Origin of the sequence: Pseudomonas abieticivorans, assembly GCF_023509015.1 — a bacterium.
GTDB lineage: Bacteria > Pseudomonadota > Gammaproteobacteria > Pseudomonadales > Pseudomonadaceae > Aquipseudomonas > Aquipseudomonas abieticivorans.
The window spans coordinates 5,869,773-5,886,441 of sequence record NZ_CP094975.1 but is presented as its reverse complement, the minus strand read 5'-3'; the positions used below and the strand labels follow the sequence as shown (position 1 = coordinate 5,886,441).

General features: G+C 63.1%; 19 protein-coding genes and 1 pseudogene. 7 read left to right on the top strand and 13 right to left on the bottom strand.

Features of this window, described 5'->3' with window-relative positions; all coding sequences use genetic code 11:
* The first annotated feature begins 13 nt into the window (after nt 1–13).
* The 4 genes from L9B60_RS26760 to cfa all read left to right on the top strand — a co-directional run bounded on the left by L9B60_RS26760 (nt 14) and on the right by cfa (nt 3,152).
* Nucleotides 14–934 (top strand): LysR family transcriptional regulator, encoded by a 921-nt coding sequence (locus L9B60_RS26760; protein ID WP_438866019.1) that lies wholly within the window; start codon nt 14–16, stop codon nt 932–934.
* A gap of 52 nt (nt 935–986) precedes the next feature.
* Nucleotides 987–1,328 (top strand): hypothetical protein, encoded by a 342-nt coding sequence (locus L9B60_RS26755; RefSeq protein WP_249673980.1) that lies wholly within the window; start codon nt 987–989, stop codon nt 1,326–1,328.
* A gap of 20 nt (nt 1,329–1,348) precedes the next feature.
* Entirely contained in the window at nt 1,349–1,933 is a 585-nt protein-coding gene (mobA, locus tag L9B60_RS26750) for a molybdenum cofactor guanylyltransferase MobA (protein ID WP_249673979.1), read from the top strand.
* 61 nt (nt 1,934–1,994) lie between these two features.
* A complete protein-coding gene (gene cfa / locus L9B60_RS26745; protein WP_249673978.1) occupies nt 1,995–3,152 on the top strand; it encodes a cyclopropane fatty acyl phospholipid synthase in 1,158 nt (385 codons plus the stop codon).
* 358 nt (nt 3,153–3,510) lie between these two features.
* On the opposite strand, the gene L9B60_RS26740 is transcribed toward cfa, so the two are convergent.
* The 7 genes and pseudogenes from L9B60_RS26740 to L9B60_RS26710 all read right to left on the bottom strand — a co-directional run bounded on the left by L9B60_RS26740 (nt 3,511) and on the right by L9B60_RS26710 (nt 10,417).
* A complete protein-coding gene (locus L9B60_RS26740; protein WP_249673977.1) occupies nt 3,511–4,011 on the bottom strand; it encodes a GNAT family N-acetyltransferase in 501 nt (166 codons plus the stop codon).
* 216 nt (nt 4,012–4,227) lie between these two features.
* Nucleotides 4,228–5,754: pseudogene (tnpC, locus tag L9B60_RS26735) on the bottom strand (IS66 family transposase).
* Nucleotides 5,755–5,806: 52 nt separating this feature from the next.
* A complete protein-coding gene (gene tnpB / locus L9B60_RS26730; RefSeq protein WP_249680163.1) occupies nt 5,807–6,097 on the bottom strand; it encodes an IS66 family insertion sequence element accessory protein TnpB in 291 nt (96 codons plus the stop codon).
* A 41-nt stretch (nt 6,098–6,138) separates the two neighbouring features.
* Nucleotides 6,139–6,456: an IS66-like element accessory protein TnpA gene (tnpA, locus tag L9B60_RS26725; RefSeq protein ID WP_249673976.1), complete on the bottom strand. Its 318-nt coding sequence runs from the start codon at nt 6,454–6,456 to the stop codon at nt 6,139–6,141.
* A 302-nt stretch (nt 6,457–6,758) separates the two neighbouring features.
* Nucleotides 6,759–7,709 carry a LysR family transcriptional regulator gene (locus L9B60_RS26720; protein WP_249673975.1) on the bottom strand — a complete coding sequence of 317 codons (951 nt, stop codon included), beginning with the start codon at nt 7,707–7,709 and terminating at the stop codon, nt 6,759–6,761.
* A 31-nt stretch (nt 7,710–7,740) separates the two neighbouring features.
* Nucleotides 7,741–9,774, bottom strand: coding sequence for a 2Fe-2S iron-sulfur cluster-binding protein (locus L9B60_RS26715; RefSeq protein ID WP_249680161.1), 2,034 nt, complete (start codon nt 9,772–9,774; stop codon nt 7,741–7,743).
* A 22-nt stretch (nt 9,775–9,796) separates the two neighbouring features.
* Nucleotides 9,797–10,417 carry a glutathione S-transferase family protein gene (locus L9B60_RS26710; RefSeq protein ID WP_249673974.1) on the bottom strand — a complete coding sequence of 207 codons (621 nt, stop codon included), beginning with the start codon at nt 10,415–10,417 and terminating at the stop codon, nt 9,797–9,799.
* A 443-nt stretch (nt 10,418–10,860) separates the two neighbouring features.
* Between L9B60_RS26710 and L9B60_RS26705 the strand changes: the two genes are divergently transcribed.
* The 3 genes from L9B60_RS26705 to L9B60_RS26695 are packed head-to-tail and all read left to right on the top strand — an operon-like array spanning nt 10,861 to nt 13,603.
* Complete coding sequence (locus L9B60_RS26705) at nt 10,861–12,174, top strand: C4-dicarboxylate transporter DctA (protein WP_249673973.1); 1,314 nt, start codon at nt 10,861–10,863, stop codon at nt 12,172–12,174.
* Between the two features lie 20 nt (nt 12,175–12,194).
* Nucleotides 12,195–12,890, top strand: a complete 696-nt coding sequence (locus tag L9B60_RS26700; protein WP_249673972.1) for a FadR/GntR family transcriptional regulator — start codon at nt 12,195–12,197, stop codon at nt 12,888–12,890.
* 14 nt (nt 12,891–12,904) lie between these two features.
* Nucleotides 12,905–13,603 carry a GntR family transcriptional regulator gene (locus L9B60_RS26695; protein ID WP_249673971.1) on the top strand — a complete coding sequence of 233 codons (699 nt, stop codon included), beginning with the start codon at nt 12,905–12,907 and terminating at the stop codon, nt 13,601–13,603.
* A gap of 15 nt (nt 13,604–13,618) precedes the next feature.
* Here L9B60_RS26695 and L9B60_RS26690 read toward each other — a convergent pair whose 3' ends face one another.
* The 6 genes from L9B60_RS26690 to L9B60_RS26665 are packed head-to-tail and all read right to left on the bottom strand — an operon-like array spanning nt 13,619 to nt 16,667.
* The gene (locus tag L9B60_RS26690; RefSeq protein WP_249673970.1) at nt 13,619–14,479 is read right to left on the bottom strand and encodes a CsgG/HfaB family protein; all 861 of its coding nucleotides are present in this window, start codon (nt 14,477–14,479) and stop codon (nt 13,619–13,621) included.
* Between the two features lie 28 nt (nt 14,480–14,507).
* Nucleotides 14,508–14,924 carry a curli assembly protein CsgF gene (locus L9B60_RS26685; protein ID WP_249673969.1) on the bottom strand — a complete coding sequence of 139 codons (417 nt, stop codon included), beginning with the start codon at nt 14,922–14,924 and terminating at the stop codon, nt 14,508–14,510.
* A complete protein-coding gene (gene csgE / locus L9B60_RS26680) occupies nt 14,921–15,313 on the bottom strand; it encodes a curli production assembly/transport protein CsgE (RefSeq protein ID WP_249673968.1) in 393 nt (130 codons plus the stop codon). The genes L9B60_RS26685 and csgE overlap by 4 nt, the downstream gene beginning before the upstream one ends.
* Entirely contained in the window at nt 15,310–15,840 is a 531-nt protein-coding gene (locus L9B60_RS26675; RefSeq protein ID WP_249673967.1) for a type II secretion system protein, read from the bottom strand. The genes csgE and L9B60_RS26675 overlap by 4 nt, the downstream gene beginning before the upstream one ends.
* Nucleotides 15,815–16,189 carry a type II secretion system protein gene (locus L9B60_RS26670; RefSeq protein WP_249673966.1) on the bottom strand — a complete coding sequence of 125 codons (375 nt, stop codon included), beginning with the start codon at nt 16,187–16,189 and terminating at the stop codon, nt 15,815–15,817. The genes L9B60_RS26675 and L9B60_RS26670 overlap by 26 nt, the downstream gene beginning before the upstream one ends.
* Nucleotides 16,190–16,193: 4 nt before the next feature.
* Nucleotides 16,194–16,667, bottom strand: coding sequence for a type II secretion system protein (locus L9B60_RS26665; protein WP_249673965.1), 474 nt, complete (start codon nt 16,665–16,667; stop codon nt 16,194–16,196).
* Between the last annotated feature and the right edge of the window lie 2 nt (nt 16,668–16,669).

The following is a 16,669-nucleotide window of genomic DNA, read 5'->3' as shown; positions in this document are numbered from 1 at the left end:
ACAGTTGTGCGCTATGAGAACGAATCAGCACATGGGCCTGATGCCCTACATGGCGGTGTTCGCCAAGGTGGTGGAGCTGGGTAGTTTTTCGGCTGCCGCCCTGCAACTGGGGCTCACCGCTTCGGCGGTCAGCCGCCAGGTGGCCACGCTGGAAAAAGCCCTGGCGGTCAAGTTGCTGGAGCGCACCACCCGCAGCCTGCGGCTGTCCGAGGCGGGGGCCGAGGTGTATGCGCGCTGTTGCGAAATGGTCGAGGCCGGGCGCTCGGTGATGGCGGTGGCCGACCGCTTCGTCGCCAGCCCCCAGGGCCTGGTGCGCCTGAGCGCGCCCAAGGCGTTCGGGCGCAAGTTGATCAGCCCGCACATCGCCGAGTTCCTGGGCCTGTACCCCGAGGTCGACGTGCAGTTGATGCTGATCGATCGGCCCATGGACCTGATCGGCGACGGCCTGGACCTGATGATCCGGATCACCGATACGCCGCCGCCGGGCCTGGCCGCACGGCCGCTGCTGGATGTCTACCACCTGCTGTGCGCCAGCCCCGCCTACCTTGAACGCGCAGGCCACCCCGCCCACCCCCACGACCTGGCGCGGCACAGTTGCATCTACCTGGGCGAAACCCCGGGCGACAACCGCTGGCACCTGCGCCATGGTGCCAGCGGCGAACAGGTCAGCGTTTCGGTGCGCGGGCGTTTCGTCTCCAACCACAGTGAAGCGCGCCTGGATGCAGTGCTCGATGACCTGGGCATTGGCTGCCTGCCGTTCTTTACTGCTGCCCAGGCGCTGAAAGCTGAGCGCGTGGTCGAGGTACTGCCCCAGTGGCGCTATGAAACCAGCTACTTCGGCAAGGCCTGGATGCTTTACCCGCCCAACCGTTACCTGCCGCCCAAATGTCGGGTGCTGATCGACTTCCTGGCCGCCAGAGTCGCCGCGCACTGAGCGGTGCTATAGTGCAGGTTCATGTTGGGCGGCGGTTAACGGAGGGTTCGCCATGTACCGTCTGCGTTCGCTGGGCACCGTGCTTTGTTGTGGCCTGGCACTGGCCGCACAGGCCCAGACCCTGCCCGCCGACGGCCAGGCCCCGGCGCTGTTGTTTGCCGAACCGCCCGCGCTGCAGTCGGTGCCCGCCAGCCCCTACGTCGGCACCCAACCAGACGACTTCGTGGTAGTGCCCCAGCAGCATGAATTCAGCGACTCGCAGCCGCCGACCGTGGTCGATACCCAGCCGCGCCTGTTCCGGCGTACCTACGACCCGCAGCGCGGGGTGTACGTGGACACCGAGGTTCGCGCGCTCAAACCGATCGATCCGCAGGCACCGGCCAGCACTGATTAGCCTTATCGCGATGGAAAGCCATGACCGCCACTGCACCCACTGCCCACTGTTCCATCCTGCTGCTGGCCGGCGGCCGCGGCCAACGCATGGGCGGCGCAGACAAGGGCCTGATTGCCTGGCACGGGCAACCCCTGGTTGCCCACGTACAGGCGGTGGTTCGCCCGCTGACCGACGACCTGATCATTTCCTGCAACCGCAACCCGGAGCGCTACCAAGCCTTCGCCGACCACTTGGTCAGCGATGCGCAGGCAGACTTTCCCGGCCCCCTGGCCGGCGTGTTGGCAGGCCTTGCCAAGGCCCGGCACCCGCAGATGCTGGTGTTGGCCTGCGACGCCCCGTGCGTTGACCGCCCACTGCTGCGCAGCCTGCTCGCGCTGGGGCCGCGGCAGCCTGCGATGGTGCGCGAGGCCGGCCAATGGCAACCGATGTTCAGCCTGATCCCGCGCCACCTGTTGCCGGCATTGCAAGAGGCCTGGCATCAGGGCGAGCGCAGCGTGTTGCGGGCCTTGTTGCCCCACGGCCTGCTACCGCTGGAGTGCCCGGCGGGCGATCCACGCCTGGTCAATTTCAACACGCCGGCGCTGTTGCAGGCCCATGCACCTTGAGCATGAAACTGCCGGGTGATTGCAAGGGTCCTACCTGTATCATTCCTCGAGGACGATCGCCATGGATTCAGAGTGTTCCGACGACGACATTCCCGTCCCACCGCGCCCCGGCAAGACTCAACGGGTGGCCGAGCAGATGCTTGGCAATGCTGGCATCCTGGTCAACGGGCCCAACCCCTGGGACATGCGCCTCAATGCCCCGGGCGTGCTGGAACGTGGCCTGGGCTACGGTAACCTGGGCCTGGGCGAGGCCTACATGGACGGGGATTGGGATGCGCAGCACCTGGATGAGTTCTTCGCGCGGCTGCTGCGCGGCGGTATTGGCGACGCCGTACACCCTGCGGCGTTGATTTTCCATGCCTTGAGCGCCCGCCTGCTCAACCTGCAAAACGAACGCCGCGCCTGGCAGGTCGGCCAGCAGCACTACGACCTGGGCAATGACTTCTACACCGCCATGCTCGACCCGCGCCTGACCTACACTTGCGGCTACTGGCAGCACGCCGACAACCTGGCCGACGCCCAGGAAGCGAAGCTTGACCTGGTGTGCCGCAAACTCGGGCTGCAACCGGGCATGCGCGTGTTGGACATCGGCTGCGGCTGGGGCAGTTTCATGGCCTACGCCGCCGAACACTACGGCGTGGAATGCGTGGGCGTGACCATTTCCAAAGAACAATGCGAATGGGCCCGCGAGCGCTATTCGCACCTGCCCTTGGAGTTCCGCCTGCAAGACTACCGCGAGTTGGACGAGCGCTTCGACCGCATCGCCAGCATCGGCATGTTCGAGCACGTGGGCCACAAGAACTACCGCGTGTACATGGAAACCGCGCACCGCTGCCTGGCAGACGAAGGGCTGTTCCTGCTGCACACCATCGGCAAGAACCAGCGCCACTCCACCCCTGACCCGTGGGTGGACAAGTACATTTTCCCCAACGGCGATTTACCCTCCATCGGCCAGATCGGCGATGCGCTGGATGGCCTGTTCGTGGCCGAAGACCTGCACAGCTTCGGCGCCGACTACGATAAGACGCTGATGGCCTGGCACAGCAACTTCGAAGCAGCATGGCCACAGTTCGCCGAACAACTGGGTGAACGCTTCTACCGCATGTGGCGTTACTACCTGCTGTCGTGCGCGGGGGCATTCCGCGCCCGCGATATTCAGCTGTGGCAGTGGGTGTTGTCGCGCAAAGGCTTGGTCGGCGGTTACCAACGCATCACGTGATCCTGTGTAGGAGCGGATTCATCCGCGAACCACACAACGCGCATCCACCTGACTCACCGCGGCGATCCATTCGCGGATAAATCCGCTCCTACAGGGTATGAATTGTAGGAGCGGATTCATCCGCGAAAAACACAACGCGCATCTACCTGATTCCTAAGCGTCCGCTCAACACACCTTGCCTAATTAGACGGGTGCCTACCTGTCGCAAGATTGCACTCCAGTCGACTGCGCGTTTGCATTCGATTTGACCGTTCATTGTAAGCGTCCGACGACCTGACCTAGGTAATCGGCACCGATCGCCTGAATGCAGGAGTCTCGCCATCTGTTTTCCCGGAACGCTTACGCCAAAACCGCAACCCTACAGTTCACGTACCATCACCAAGTCTCGGTGGACATCATCGCCGCATTGAAAACTGGTTTCTCCAACTGTCAAAAATCCATTACGTTGGTAGAAGCCTATTGCGCGGGCATTCTGATCATTCACCGTGAGCCGGATACGATCTGTAATACCCGTAAGCGTCGCAGTTAAGAGGAGTTGTGCGGCACCGGTTCCATGGTGTTTTGAATCGACATAGCATCGCTTCAACTCAGGGATGCCATCCGCCAGTGGGATGTTTAATCGATCTGGTTTGTAGTCGACCAAACTGAAACCCACAATATCTCCAGCTTTCTCCAACACTCGCACCTCTTCGCTTGACGTATCCAGTGCGATCTGAAAACAACGCGCGGTCAGATTTTCGCTGATGTAGCGCTCCAGTTCTTCTGCTGGAGTGTCAGTTGGGCACGCCAATGAAAAGGTAGCCTTCGCGATTCTACTCATGCTCTCAGAGTCACCCATTATCGCTGGACGCACACGCATACATCGCTCCTTGGATTGGTAGATATTAGCGCGTACCGACGACTGAGAAGGCAGCTACGCAACTCAAGTGTTACGAAATGAGCCTGTGGAATGCAAGCCTGTCGAGAGTCCATGAGCATGAATAATGATCAAACAAGGAGCCTTGGCCGGACTACAACAGAGCTGTTAGATCAGTTCGTATTTTTGTAAGCGTCTGGCACACATACCTTGCTCAGATCAGGCAGGTATCCACTGATGCGGCAGCAGTCGCTCGATCTCACTGGCCCGCTGCGTCGGCAGCCGCGTCAGCACGTCCTTGAGATAAGCATACGGATCATGCCCATTGATGCGTGCTGACTGGATCAGGCTCATGATCGCGGCCGCCCGCTTGCCGCTGCGCAGCGATCCCGCAAACAACCAGTTAGACCGCCCAAGCGCCCACGGCCGGATCAAGTTCTCGATCTGGTTGTTGTCGATGGGCACAGCACCATCTGCCAGGTAGCGCGTCAGCGCTACCCAGCGTTTGAGACTGTAATCCAGAGCCTTCGCTGTAGCCGACCCCTCGGGCACAAGTTCACGCTGGGCCAGCATCCACTCATGTAGCTTTTCAGCGAGGGGCACTGCTGTTTCCTGGCGTAATCGCCAACGGTCTTCGTCGCTCATTTCCCTGGCGTGTCGCTCGACTTCGTAAAGCCCGCCAATCGAGTGAAGCGCCTGCTCCGCCAATTGGCTTTTATTGGCTACATGCAAGTCAAAGAACTTACGGCGTGCATGGGCCATGCAGCCGATCTCGGTGATGCCCAGCTCAAAGCTGGCCTTGTAGCCGGCAAAGTCATCACAGACCAGCTTCCCGTTCCAGGTGCCCAAGAAGTTACGCGCATGTTCACCGGCACGGCTGGGGCTGAAGTCGTAGACCACGGCCTTGAGGGCCGAGAATGGCGTAGTGCTGTAGGCCAAGACATAAGCGCGGTGGGTTTTCTTCTCGCCGGGCGCGAGCATTTGTACCGGCGTTTCATCGGCGTGAACCACGCGCTGGACCAGTACCACTTCGCGCATCGCATCGACCAGCGGCTGAAGCTGTACGCCGGTTCGGCCCACCCAATGCGCCAGGGTCGAACGTGGTATTGCCAGGCCGGCACGGCCGAAGATCTTTTCCTGTCGATACAGCGGCAGGTGGTCGGCGAACTTGGCTACCATCACGTGCGCCAGCAGGCCGGCAGTGGAAATGCCCTTGTCGATCACCTGTGGGGGTACCGGGGCCTGGATCAGTGTTTCGCACTGCCGGCAAGCCCATTTCCCACGCACATGCTGTTCGACGGTGAACACGCCCGGCGTGTAGTCCAGTTTTTCGCTGACGTCTTCACCGATGCGCTGAAGCTGGCAGCCGCAAGCGCACTAAGTATTGTCCGGCTCGTGATGGATTACAGTGCGTGGAAACTCCGGCGGCAACGGCGCACGCTTTGGTTGCTGGCGTGGTTCTGTCTGTGCGGGAGCGGGATGAAGGGCTTTTAACTCGGCCTCGATGGCTTCGAGGTCGGTATTGAGCAGGTCATCGAGCAAGCTGCCTTGCGCCGGGCTGATCTGCTCGCTGCGCTTGGCAAACTTGTGGCGTTTAAGGATGGCGATTTCGTGAGTGAGCTGCTCGATGATCGTTTCATCACGATGGATCTTTCGGCTCTGGGTGTCGACCTTGGACATCAACTGCGCAGCCAGTGTGCGCAGTTGTTCGGGGGTCATTTGGTCGAGATCGGGCAAGGAAGTCATGGGGGTGGATTTTACCAAAAGCAGCCCGACTGCTTCAGCTAAAAGGCAGCATTTAAAGCAATGTAATTGCGCCGCCCGCACCGACTCGTTGCCAGGGTAATCCAAGTACCAGCGCCTGGAGTTGTTCGGGGTCGAGTTCGACCTCCGTTCCACGATGGAGGCCTGGCCAATGAAACTTACCTTGGTTCAAGCGCCGTGCCGCCAGCCAGATACCGACGCCGTCATGCACAAGGACTTTCATCCGATTGGCCCGACGGTTGGCAAAGAGGTAAGCGCAGTGCGGCTTCGCCGCACCGAACACCGCGACCGCTCGGGCCAACGCAGTCTCAGTGCCGGCGCGCATGTCCATAGGCATGGTGGCGAGCCAGATTGTATCGACGCGAATCATTGGGCCAAGCCACGAATGAAACAGGCGCAGCCGTCCGGATCCGAGGCTGGCCATTTTACGGTGATGGATTTATCACCCAGAGGCAGCGAGATGATCACCATCTCTTCTGATGCTCGCCTTGGTACCGTTTTTACCGGAACGAAAGCCGGCAAGGTTGCAGGCGATTGATCCCTGTAAGTCGGTAGCCACTTGCGGATCACGTTGACGTTGATGCCGTGATGGATGGCTACGCTGGAAATCGTCGCTCCGGGTTGCAGGCATTCTTGGACGACCTGGGCTTTGAATGGTTTGGGATAAAAGCTTCGTTGGCGCATGGAAATCCTGGCGATAAGGGCGATCGCGTCCGCTTAAAAATACGCGGACACCATCGCCCTTAATGCTGGAGTTCGGTAGGTGACTTGGCCGGACGGTTACCCTGATTCACCGCAGCGATCCATTCGCGGATAAATCCGCTCCTACAGGGTATGAATTGTAGGAGCGGACTCATCCGCGAAAAACACAACGCGCATCTACCTGATTCACCTCGGCGATCCATTCGCGGATAAATCCGCTCCTACAGGGTATGAATTGTAGGAGCGGATTCATCCGCGAAAAACACAACGCGCGTCTACCTGATTCACCGCGGCGATCCATTCGCGGATAAATCCGCGCCTACGGAAGATATCAGCGGGTTCAGCGCGGGGTCCTGGCCCAGTTGCTCCACACAGTGCGCCACGAAGGTGCTGACCTTGGCCGCTAATCGGGCGCCCTTGGCGTACACCACCTGTATCGGCAACGCCGGCGGCTCGAACTCGGCCAGCACCACCTCCAACTCCCCCGCCGCCACCCGGCGCGCCACTTGATAGGACAGCACCCGGGTCACGCCCCACCCAAGGCTTGCGGCATGGATCGCCGCCTGGTTGGCGGTGACTACCAGCCGTGGCTCGGGGCGCCAGCTCAGCGGCTGACCGTTTTCCACGAAGTGCCAGTCGGTGTGCAAATGGCTGGCCGAGGTCTGGATGATCGTGGCCCGGCGCAGCTCGCCGGGGTGGCTGGGGCGGCCATGCACATCCCAATAGCCGGGGGTGGCACAGACCACCTGGCGCACGTGGCCGACCGTCACCGCATGGTGCCCGGCCTCTTGCAGGTGGCCGATGCGAATGGCCACGTCGACGCCCTCCTCAAGCATATCGACCACTCGGTCTACCAACAGCGCATTGATCGACACGGGCGGGTAGCGGTCCAGATAGCCAGCCATCAGCGGCGTGACGTACAGGTCGCCGAACAACACGGGGGCCGTGATCGTCAACACGCCACTGGGCAGCGAATAACTACCGGCCGCGGCCGCTTCGGCCTCATCGAGTTCACCCAGGATACGCCGGCAATCCTCGGCGTAACGCTGGCCTGCCTCGCTCAGGTGCAAGCTGCGGGTGGTGCGGGTCAACAGTTGCGTGCCAATGCGCGCTTCCAGGGCTGCCACTGCGCGGGTCACACTGGGCGGCGACAGCTTGAGGCGGCGCGCCGCCGCGGCAAACCCCTGGGCATCGGCCACGGCCAGAAACACCTGCATTTCCTGAAATCGATCCATGGCTCATCCCTACACGACGTGTGTCACTTTATCAGAGCGCCAGCACCAACGGATCCGCGCCCTGTGCCGGCACCGCGCAGCAAATCAACACCTCCCCAGGCGCCGGCAACTCGGCCGGTGGGCTGGGGTAATGCACCTGGCCACTGACCAGGCGGGTGGCGCACGTGCCGCACGAACCACCCCGGCAACTGAATTCGGGGGCCAGGCCACGGCTTTCGGCCAGTTCCAGCAAACTGCCACCCCCCGGCTTCCAGCGCGCCTGCTGGCCTGAGGTGGCAAACACCACCGGCACCGGCGCGCTGGCGGCGGGCGGTTGCTGCACGCTAGCCACAGGCTTGTCCTGGGTCCGCTTGAGGCTGGAAGGGCCAAAGGTTTCGGCATGGATGCGGTCGTCCTGCAGGTGCAAGTCACGCAGACCATCGTACAGCGCCTGGGTAAACGTGCCGGGGCCGCACAGGTAGAAGTCGAAGTCATCCAACGACAACACCGCCTTGAGCAGCGCAATGTCGATGCGCCCTTGCCCATGGTAATCCTGCCCCGCCCGGGCGCAGGCCTCAGGCTGGCTGAGCAGGCGGATCACCTGCAGCGCATCGCCGGCCTGTGCTTGCAGCGCCTGCAACTCCTCGCCAAAGGCCAGGTCCGCCAGGTGCCGGGCGCTCTGGATAAACCAGGTAGGCCGGGTACGCCGGGTGCGCTGGCCTTGGTAAACCACCTCGCGCAGCATCGACAGCAACGGCGTCACGCCCACGCCTGCGGCGAGCAGCACCAGTGGCCGACGCGCCTGGGCCTGCACACTGAAGCGGCCCTGGGGCGCACGGGCTTGGATCACGTCGCCCACGCCCACCTGGTCATGCAGGTATGCCGACACCCGCCCATCGCGCTTGACGCTGATGCGTAGAAAATCATCGGACGGTGCGCTGGACAGGCTGTAAGTGCCAATGACCGGCGCCTGGCCGGGGCTCAGGGCAATGCGCACTGGCAAGTGCTGCCCGGCATCGAAACGTGGCAGCCCGGCGCCGTCATCGGGCGCCAGGTAAAACGAACGGATGTCGCGGCTTTCATCGACGATGCGCGTCACCCGCCAAGGCCGCCAGGTGTCGCGTAACGCGTCGGCTTGCAGCCGCGCGGCGGCCTGCACCCAATCGCCAGTCAGTTGGCTGGTGGGCGACACGCCGTGCAATTGCCAACGCAAGGCCAGCGCGGCCGGGCGGCGCACCACCTGCTCCACGGCCAGTTGCCAGAGGCGCTCGGCGCCCTGGAACGCGGCGATTTCATCGCTCTGCAGCAGGATCTCGGTACGCCCGCTCAGGTGCAGCAGGTCGCCCGTGGCAAAGTCGACAAACAACAACCCCGCCATGGGGTTGAGCAGCAGATTGCCCAGCGTGTTGAAAAACAGATTGCCGGCAAAGTCCGGAATCGTCAGCACATTGCCCTGCACCCGCACAAACCCTGGGTTGCCGCCACGGTGGGAAACATCCACGGAGCGCCGTTCGGGATCGCCGTCTTCATCCACGAAACTGGCGACGAAAAAGGTGTCGGCGCGGCTGATGCACTGCCGGTCGCGCTCGTTCAGTTCAGGGGCACGTTCGACCGGGCCCGGTTTTTCGGGCACCCCGCCAGACTGCACCGCGCGCAACTGAATGTACTGCGGGCAATTGCCGAAGGCCTGGGCCACCGCCACGCTGAAGCCTTGGTCGTCCACCACCGCGACCTGGCCGTTGACGCGGTTGCGCCGGCGGGTGTTCAGGTCGATGCCAAGCAGGCCCACGGCGCTGCCAGGGGCCACGGCCAATGGGTCGCTGCTGCCCGGCAGGCTGTCGAGCCGCAGCACCTGTGGGCCGGGCGAATGGGCGAAGCCTGGAGGGCCTTCCAGCATCGTCGCCCACGGCCGCCCGTCGGCATCCACGCCGCCCATCACCAGGTACGGTAGCAACGGATAAAACTGACGATGCTGGTCGGGCAGTTGCTTGCCAATGGCCCGGCGCCCCACCACGGCCATGCGTTCGGCCACGCCGGCGCGCTGTTGCAGCTGCAGTTCGCCGGCGTGCCAGGGGAACGATTCGATTGCCATTACCGGTGCTCCTGTATCAAGCGGTTTGCAGGCCCACGACGGTGCGCGGCATGCCGACAAACCCCGGCAACGCCTCGATGCGGGCCAGCCAGGCGCGCACGTGTGGGTACTCGGCCAAGCAGACATTGCCTTCCGGTGCGTGAGCGATGTAGGTATAGCAGGCGATGTCGGCGATGCTCACTGCGCCCCCGACCAGGTATTGGCGGCCGGCCAATGCCTGGTCGATCACCTTGAGCAGGTCATGGGCGCGGGCGATGGTGGCCTGCGCGTCCAGCTTGGCGCCAAACACCGTGATCAACCGCGCCGAGGCGGGGCCGGCGTGCAAAGGCCCCGCCGCCACCGACAGCCAGCGCTGCACCTGTGCCAGTTCGACCGGGTCGGTGGGCAGCCAGAGGCCCTTGCCGTAGCGGGTGGCCAAATACACCAGGATCGCATTGGAGTCGGCCAGCACGGTACCGTTGTCATCGATCACCGGCACCTGGCCAAAAGGGTTCAGCGCCAGGAAGGCAGGCTGCTTGTGCTCACCCTTGGCCAGGTCAACGAACACCTGTTCAGTGTCCAACTCCAGCAGCGAGAGCATCAGTTTCACCCGATGGGCGTGGCCGGAAAGGGGGAAGTCGTAGAGTTTGATCGCCATGGTCGGCTCCAGGTCAAGTGGGTGTGGAGCCAGCTTGAACCTGCACCCGAAGTGATGGAATAACCAGTTTTGGCAATCCATCATTTCAGCCTGCGCAACAGTAGGCGCGGACTTATCCGCGAACGATCGAGTGGCTATCTCAGGCAAACCAAGGCGGCGGTCCGGTGCCCCCACAAGGGGCGTGGTGCAGGGGAGCGCCTCATTTAAGTTCAAAAACAGCCCCTTACACAGCGTTACAGGCCCTGTTTACGGCGCTGGCCTGGATCTTGCTGTTTGACCACTGGTCATACCGGTCAGATCTTGATGCGCTCCAGGCATTGCGCAATCGGTGAATTGCGTCCTAGAATCGACCTGCACTGGACATACCGGTAAGACCAAAATAATTAAGTCCTTGCTTTGGGTACCCTTGCGTCCCGGCAAAGACACCGACCAGGATCCTCCTCATGCTCAAGTGGTGCTCTCGCTCGATTTTCCTACAGGTTGTGCTCGGACTGATCATAGGCATCGTCTGCGGCCTCAGCTTTCCCGCCTTCAGCGCCGAACTCAAACCCTTGGGTGACGGCTTTATCAAACTGATCAAGATGCTCATCGGCCTGGTGGTCTTTTGCGTCGTGGTCAGCGGCATTTCCGGCGCTGGCGACCTGAAGAAGGTGGGGCGCATCGGCTTGAAATCGGTGCTGTATTTTGAAGTGCTGACCACCCTGGCCCTGGTGATCGGCCTGGTGTGCGCCTACGCCACGGACCTGGGCACCGGCGCCAACATCCACCTGGACCAACTGTCCACTAGCGACTTGGGCGACCTGACCGCACGCACCCATCAAATCCACGGTGCCTCTACCTTTATCATGGACCTGATCCCCAACTCGGTGATCGGCGCCTTTGCTGACAACAACATCCTGCAAGTGCTGCTGTTTGCCGTGCTGTTTGGCAGTGCGCTGAACCTGGTAGGCGAACAGGCCTCGGGCATCTCGCGGCTGATCAGTGAGCTGAGCCACGTGGTGTTTCGCATCATGGGCATGATCGTGCGCCTGGCGCCCATCGGCGTGTTTGGCGCCATCGCGTTCACCACCAGCAAGTACGGCATCCAGTCGCTGCAGCACCTGGGCAGCCTGGTGGTGGTGTTCTACCTGACCTGTTCGGTGTTCGTGCTGCTGGTGCTGGGCACGGTGATGCGCCTGTCGGGGCTGCGCATCCTGCCCTTCATCAAATACCTGCGCGAAGAACTGCTGATCGTGCTCGGCACCGCCTCCTCCGACGCCGTGTTGCCGCAAGTGATGCGCAAGCTCGAACATCTGGGCATCGGCAGTTCCACCGTAGGGCTGGTGGTACCGACCGGGTACTCGTTCAACCTCGACGGTTTCTCCATCTACCTGACCCTGGCCATCGTGTTCATCGCCCATGCCACCGGCACGCCGCTGGCCTTCACCGACCTGCTGACCATTTTGCTGGTGTCGCTGGTCACCTCCAAGGGCGCCCACGGCATCCCCGGCTCGGCCTTGGTGATCCTGGCCGCGACCTTGACCGCGGTGCCGGCGATACCGGTGGTGGGCCTGGTGCTGGTGTTGGCCGTGGACTGGTTCATGGGCATCGGCCGGGCACTGACCAACCTGATCGGCAATTGCGTGGCCACCGTTGCCATCGGCCGTTGGGAAAACGATATAGACCTCAAACGTGCCAATAATGTGCTCGCCGCCCGCCAAGGGTTCGCCTTCAAGGCCCAGAAGCCTGTGAACGTGGCGCACCAACAGGACTTTTGACTTTCAATAAGGAAAACCCGGTGATCAGCTCATCTACCGTCGTCACTTCAGTGGTCGAAAAACTCCGGCAGGCCCTGGCCACCGGCCGCTGGCGCTCCGGCGACATGCTGCCCGGCCAGCGCGAACTGGCCGAGCAACTGGGCATCAGCCGGCCCAGCCTGCGCGAGGCCATCATCGTGTTGGAAACCCTGGGCCTGGTGCGCTCCATGCCCGGCAAAGGCGTGGTGGTGCTGGATGAACCCCTGGCCGATGGCGTCGCCAGCGCCAGCGCGGTGGCCCAGGCCACCCTGGGCGACTACCTGCAACTGCGCTACACCCTGGAGCCGTTCATCGTCGGCCTGCTGGCCCAGTCCATCAGCCAAAAGGAAACCGGCGAGTTGCGCCTGAGCCTGATGGACTTGCGCGAAGCCCTGGAGGAGGCCGACGGCGAGGCTGGCAACCACGCCTACATCGCCTTCCACGAGCAACTGTTCGCCCTGACCGCAAACCCGATTTTCCACAGCATGGTGCAGCAAACCCGCAGCGCCCTGCAGCAGTCGGCGCAAGCGTTGAAGGTGTCCGCCGAACATCAGGCCGCGCGCCTTGGCGAAGCCGAGGCGCTGGTGCGCGCCATCCGCAACAAGGACAGCGCGGGCGCCAGCGACCTGATGCGCCAACACATCCTGCAGGAAGGCCGACGCCTGAACGTGCCCCTGCAGATACCCGACAATGCCTGAGCGCGAGGCCCGCGATGCTGAGTAACGTATTGACCTTCCCGGTGAGTGCCCGTCGGCACACGCCGCGGCGCAAATGTTCGGCCGGCGACGCCTATGACCAGGTGCTGTACGCCCTGCTCGACCAGCAACTACCTGCAGGCGCCGCACTCACGGCGGGCTGGATCAGCCAGCGCTGCGGCGTGGGCCGCAACGTCACCAGCCAGGTGTTGAGCCGCCTGGCCCGCAACGGGCTGATCGAGGCCCACCCCGGCTGCCCGGCCCGGGTGGTGCAATCAAGCGACGCCCAGGCGCAGCAAACCCTGACCGCCTGGCAAATGGCCGAACGCTTGAACATGGCCCAGGTGGCCAGGCACTGCAACGAGATGGACGTGGCGCGGCTGCAACAGTGGCTGGCGCGCGAGCATCATTACCTGTGCAGTGGCCAGCCGGCCCTGGCGCTGTGCACGGTGGTGGAGTTGCACCTGCACCTGGCGTCGATGACAGGCAACAAGCCGTTGATGCGCTTCGCCGAAACAGTGGTGCCACTGGGCTGCCTGATCACGGCGCGAGGGGTGGCGGTTGACCACTTGGCGTCGTGGGCGGCCAGGCGCAACCTGGTGGCGGCGCTGGCCGAGGGCAATGCGCCCAAGGCCTGCACCTGGGTGGCTGCGGCAATCGCCCCCTGCCAGCCCAACCGGTGCGCGCCCTCGCCTTCCGAGCGCGGGCTGGGCTGAGGGCCAGCCACCCGCTCACGGGTTCTGGCTCTCGCTGTCCTGGCGGTTTTGGCTCAAGTACCGGTCCAGCGTGGCATTGTCCCCCGAATTGTCGCTGGCCACGCTCCACAAGTGGCGCTCGATGCCTTGGGCCAGCAGGTGGCCGACGGCGGACTCGATGGCCGACAGCACGCACAATTGCGCCGGCTCGTTGGTGGTATAGCCCACCTCTGCCTCCAGCAGTTTCTTGAATTCGATGAACTTGAACACCCCGGCGCTGCGCCCTACCGAGTAGATGGTCTTGCTGGTCATGACGTTGGCCAGCACTTGCCCGCTGCGCACGTCCACGGCGCGCAGGTTGACCGAAACCTGGTCGACCCGATACTCGCGGGAGATGTCGATCCCCAGGTAGCGGGCACCTTCGCCGCCGCTGCGCACGTTGGTGTCGTAGGCGATGATGCCGCCCTCCAGCATCAGGTTGGCAGCCTGCAGGGGCGGCAGTTCACCCATGATGTTCACTGGGGTATCGGGTTTTTTCTGCGAGGCGCGGATGATTTTGCGTTCGGTCAGCAGGTTCTGCAGGCCTTCGCGCTCCAGCACCACGAACCAGCCACTGGCCTGCAGGGCGTCCATCAGCATGCTGGCCGCGCCTTGGGTCACACTGGTGGAAAAAGAGCTGGCCGGGGTTGGCTTGTACTGCCCGGTCTGGTCGCGAAACCCATACACCACCGCCATCAGCCGGCCCTTTGGCCGCGGCATTTTCAACAGGTCGTAATAGGTCGAGGCCCGTGGTGTCAGGGTCGGGGTTTCGGTGTCCTGCTCGGCCGGCATCGGCTCGCGCAAGCCGCAGCCCGCCAGCGCCGCCAACAGCAGGGTGGCAATGATCAGTTTTTTCATGACGCACACTCCCCATCAGCCCAAATCCCTACTGGGACAGGCCATTGACCTGGATTTCCGAGACCTCGCCGGTCGCCCGGTCGGTCACCTGAATGCTCAGGGCCCCCGAGTCGTCGACGACGTTGACGATAAATGCATCGGTGGACAGGCTGCCCGAGTTGCCGGTCGAGATATTGTCCAGCACCTGGTTGAGCAACCGCGCCTGCAACTGGCTGGTGAACCGCTCCAGGGCCGTGGTGCCGGTGGCCGAGGACTTTTTCAAGTCCGGGTCGTCGTAATCGTTCTGCGACTGGGCGTTGTTGAGCAGCCAGGTGCCGTTGAGCGGGTTACCGCCAAACGAGGGGTTCACCGGCGTGTAGACCAGCTCCGTGGCGCAGACCAGGCCACTGCCGCACACGCCCGCCAACAGCAGGCCAACGCGGCGCGAGAGGGTTGTCGTGTTCATAGTTCATCCTTCTCAAGGTCGGTGGTGTCCTGCAATAGGGTTTCCAGCTTGCGCTGGATGATCTGCGCCTTGACCAGGTCAGCGGCCTCATTGGCCGTGGCCTGTAAATCCACGGTGTTCGGCGGCAGGAAGCGCCGGTAGATCACGCGTTGCTGATATTCGATGGTGACCAGGCTGCCCCAGCGCGCCGAGGGGCGTTCGCGCACCACCAAGTTGAAATCCATGCGGCTGATGTCGCGCATGCGCTTGCTGAAGCTGTAGTAAAAGTCGTGGCCGATGTGCGAGATGCAGTCCTCGGTGATAAAGCCCATCATTTCGTCTTCGGCGCCGGCCCAGGCGTTGCCCGCCAGCAGCAGGCAAGCCAACGCCAGCGCAGGCCCGCGCTTCATGGTGCCAACCCGCCGGTGGCGGCCGGCTGGCCCTTGGCAGGGCTGTCGAGAAAGGCCTTCTCGGCCACGAACTGCCAGTCGCGGTAGCGCACCATGCCGTTGAAGTCCGACCACTGGGCATCAAAGCCGGCCTGTTTGAGCGGGGTCGCGTCGCTTTGGCTGTAGAGCCCGTTGATGCGCCCGTCCAAGCCGCGCATCAGGCCCCACTCGGTGTTGCCCACGGGGTCTGGGTAGAGCCTGCGCAAGTGGTGCCGGGGGCTGGGGAAACGGTCGTCGACCAGCAGGTCCTGCAAGTCGCGCGGGTACTGCGCCAGGCCCGGCGAGGCGCGGTAGTAGCTGCGCAGCGCCTGGGCATACTGGGTGCCCACCCACAGCAGTTCGCGCTCGCGGTCGCGCCGGGCTGCGGTGGCCCATAGCTCGCCGGCACTGGCCAGGCCCATGCCCATCACCATGATCAACAGCAACACGCCCAGGTAGGTAAAGCCCCCCTGCCCCACGCGCTCACCACTCGGCGAATTGGCTGCCATCGCGCGCCCTCCCATTGGAACCACTCTTGACGTCGGCCACCCCGCCGGCCACGCCATCGGGCGGCGACACCAGTACCCATTGGTCGGCACGCTCAGTGATCGGGTCCACCGGCAGGTTGCGCAAGTAACGCTGTTCGACCAGTTGGTCGAGGGAATCGGGATAGTGCCCGGTGTCGCCGTAGTAATGGTCCAGGGCTTCGCGCATGGCCGCCAGGCTCTGGTGCAAAGTGGTTTCCTTGGAGGCTTCCAGGCTATTGAAATAGCGCGGCAAGGCGATGGTCATCAGGGTAGCGATGATCGCCATCACCACCATCAGCTCGATCAAGGTAAAGCCGGTTTGCCGTCGCATAGGTTCACCACTCGCGGTAAGCGATGCCGTTAAGGCCCTTGCCACGGGCCTGGGAATACACGTCAAACACGTCCTCGCCATCACGCGGGCTGTCGGCGCTGCTGTCGTAGGAGCGCAAGCCCCAGCCCCCCGTGTCGTCTTGCCGGGCAGTGGCGAACGGATCACGGGGCACGCGCCGCAAAAAATAGAACTTCGCGCCCTTGGCACTGCGCACGTCGCGCACGCCGTCCACCAGCGCCTGCAGGCTGGGCGGGTAGCCGCTGCTGTTCAGCGATTTTTCGATGTAGCCGGCGTCGAAGGCGCGCTTGTAGGCGTCGATGGCGTCGCGGATCTGGTACAGGGCGCTCTTGAGCTCCTGTTCTTTGCCGCGGCGCACCACGGTTTCGGTCAAGGGCGCGGCCATGCTGGCGAGCAGCCCAAGCAAGGCCAGGGTCACCACGACTTCAATCAGGGTGAAACCGCGCGCCGAGGTTTTCATCG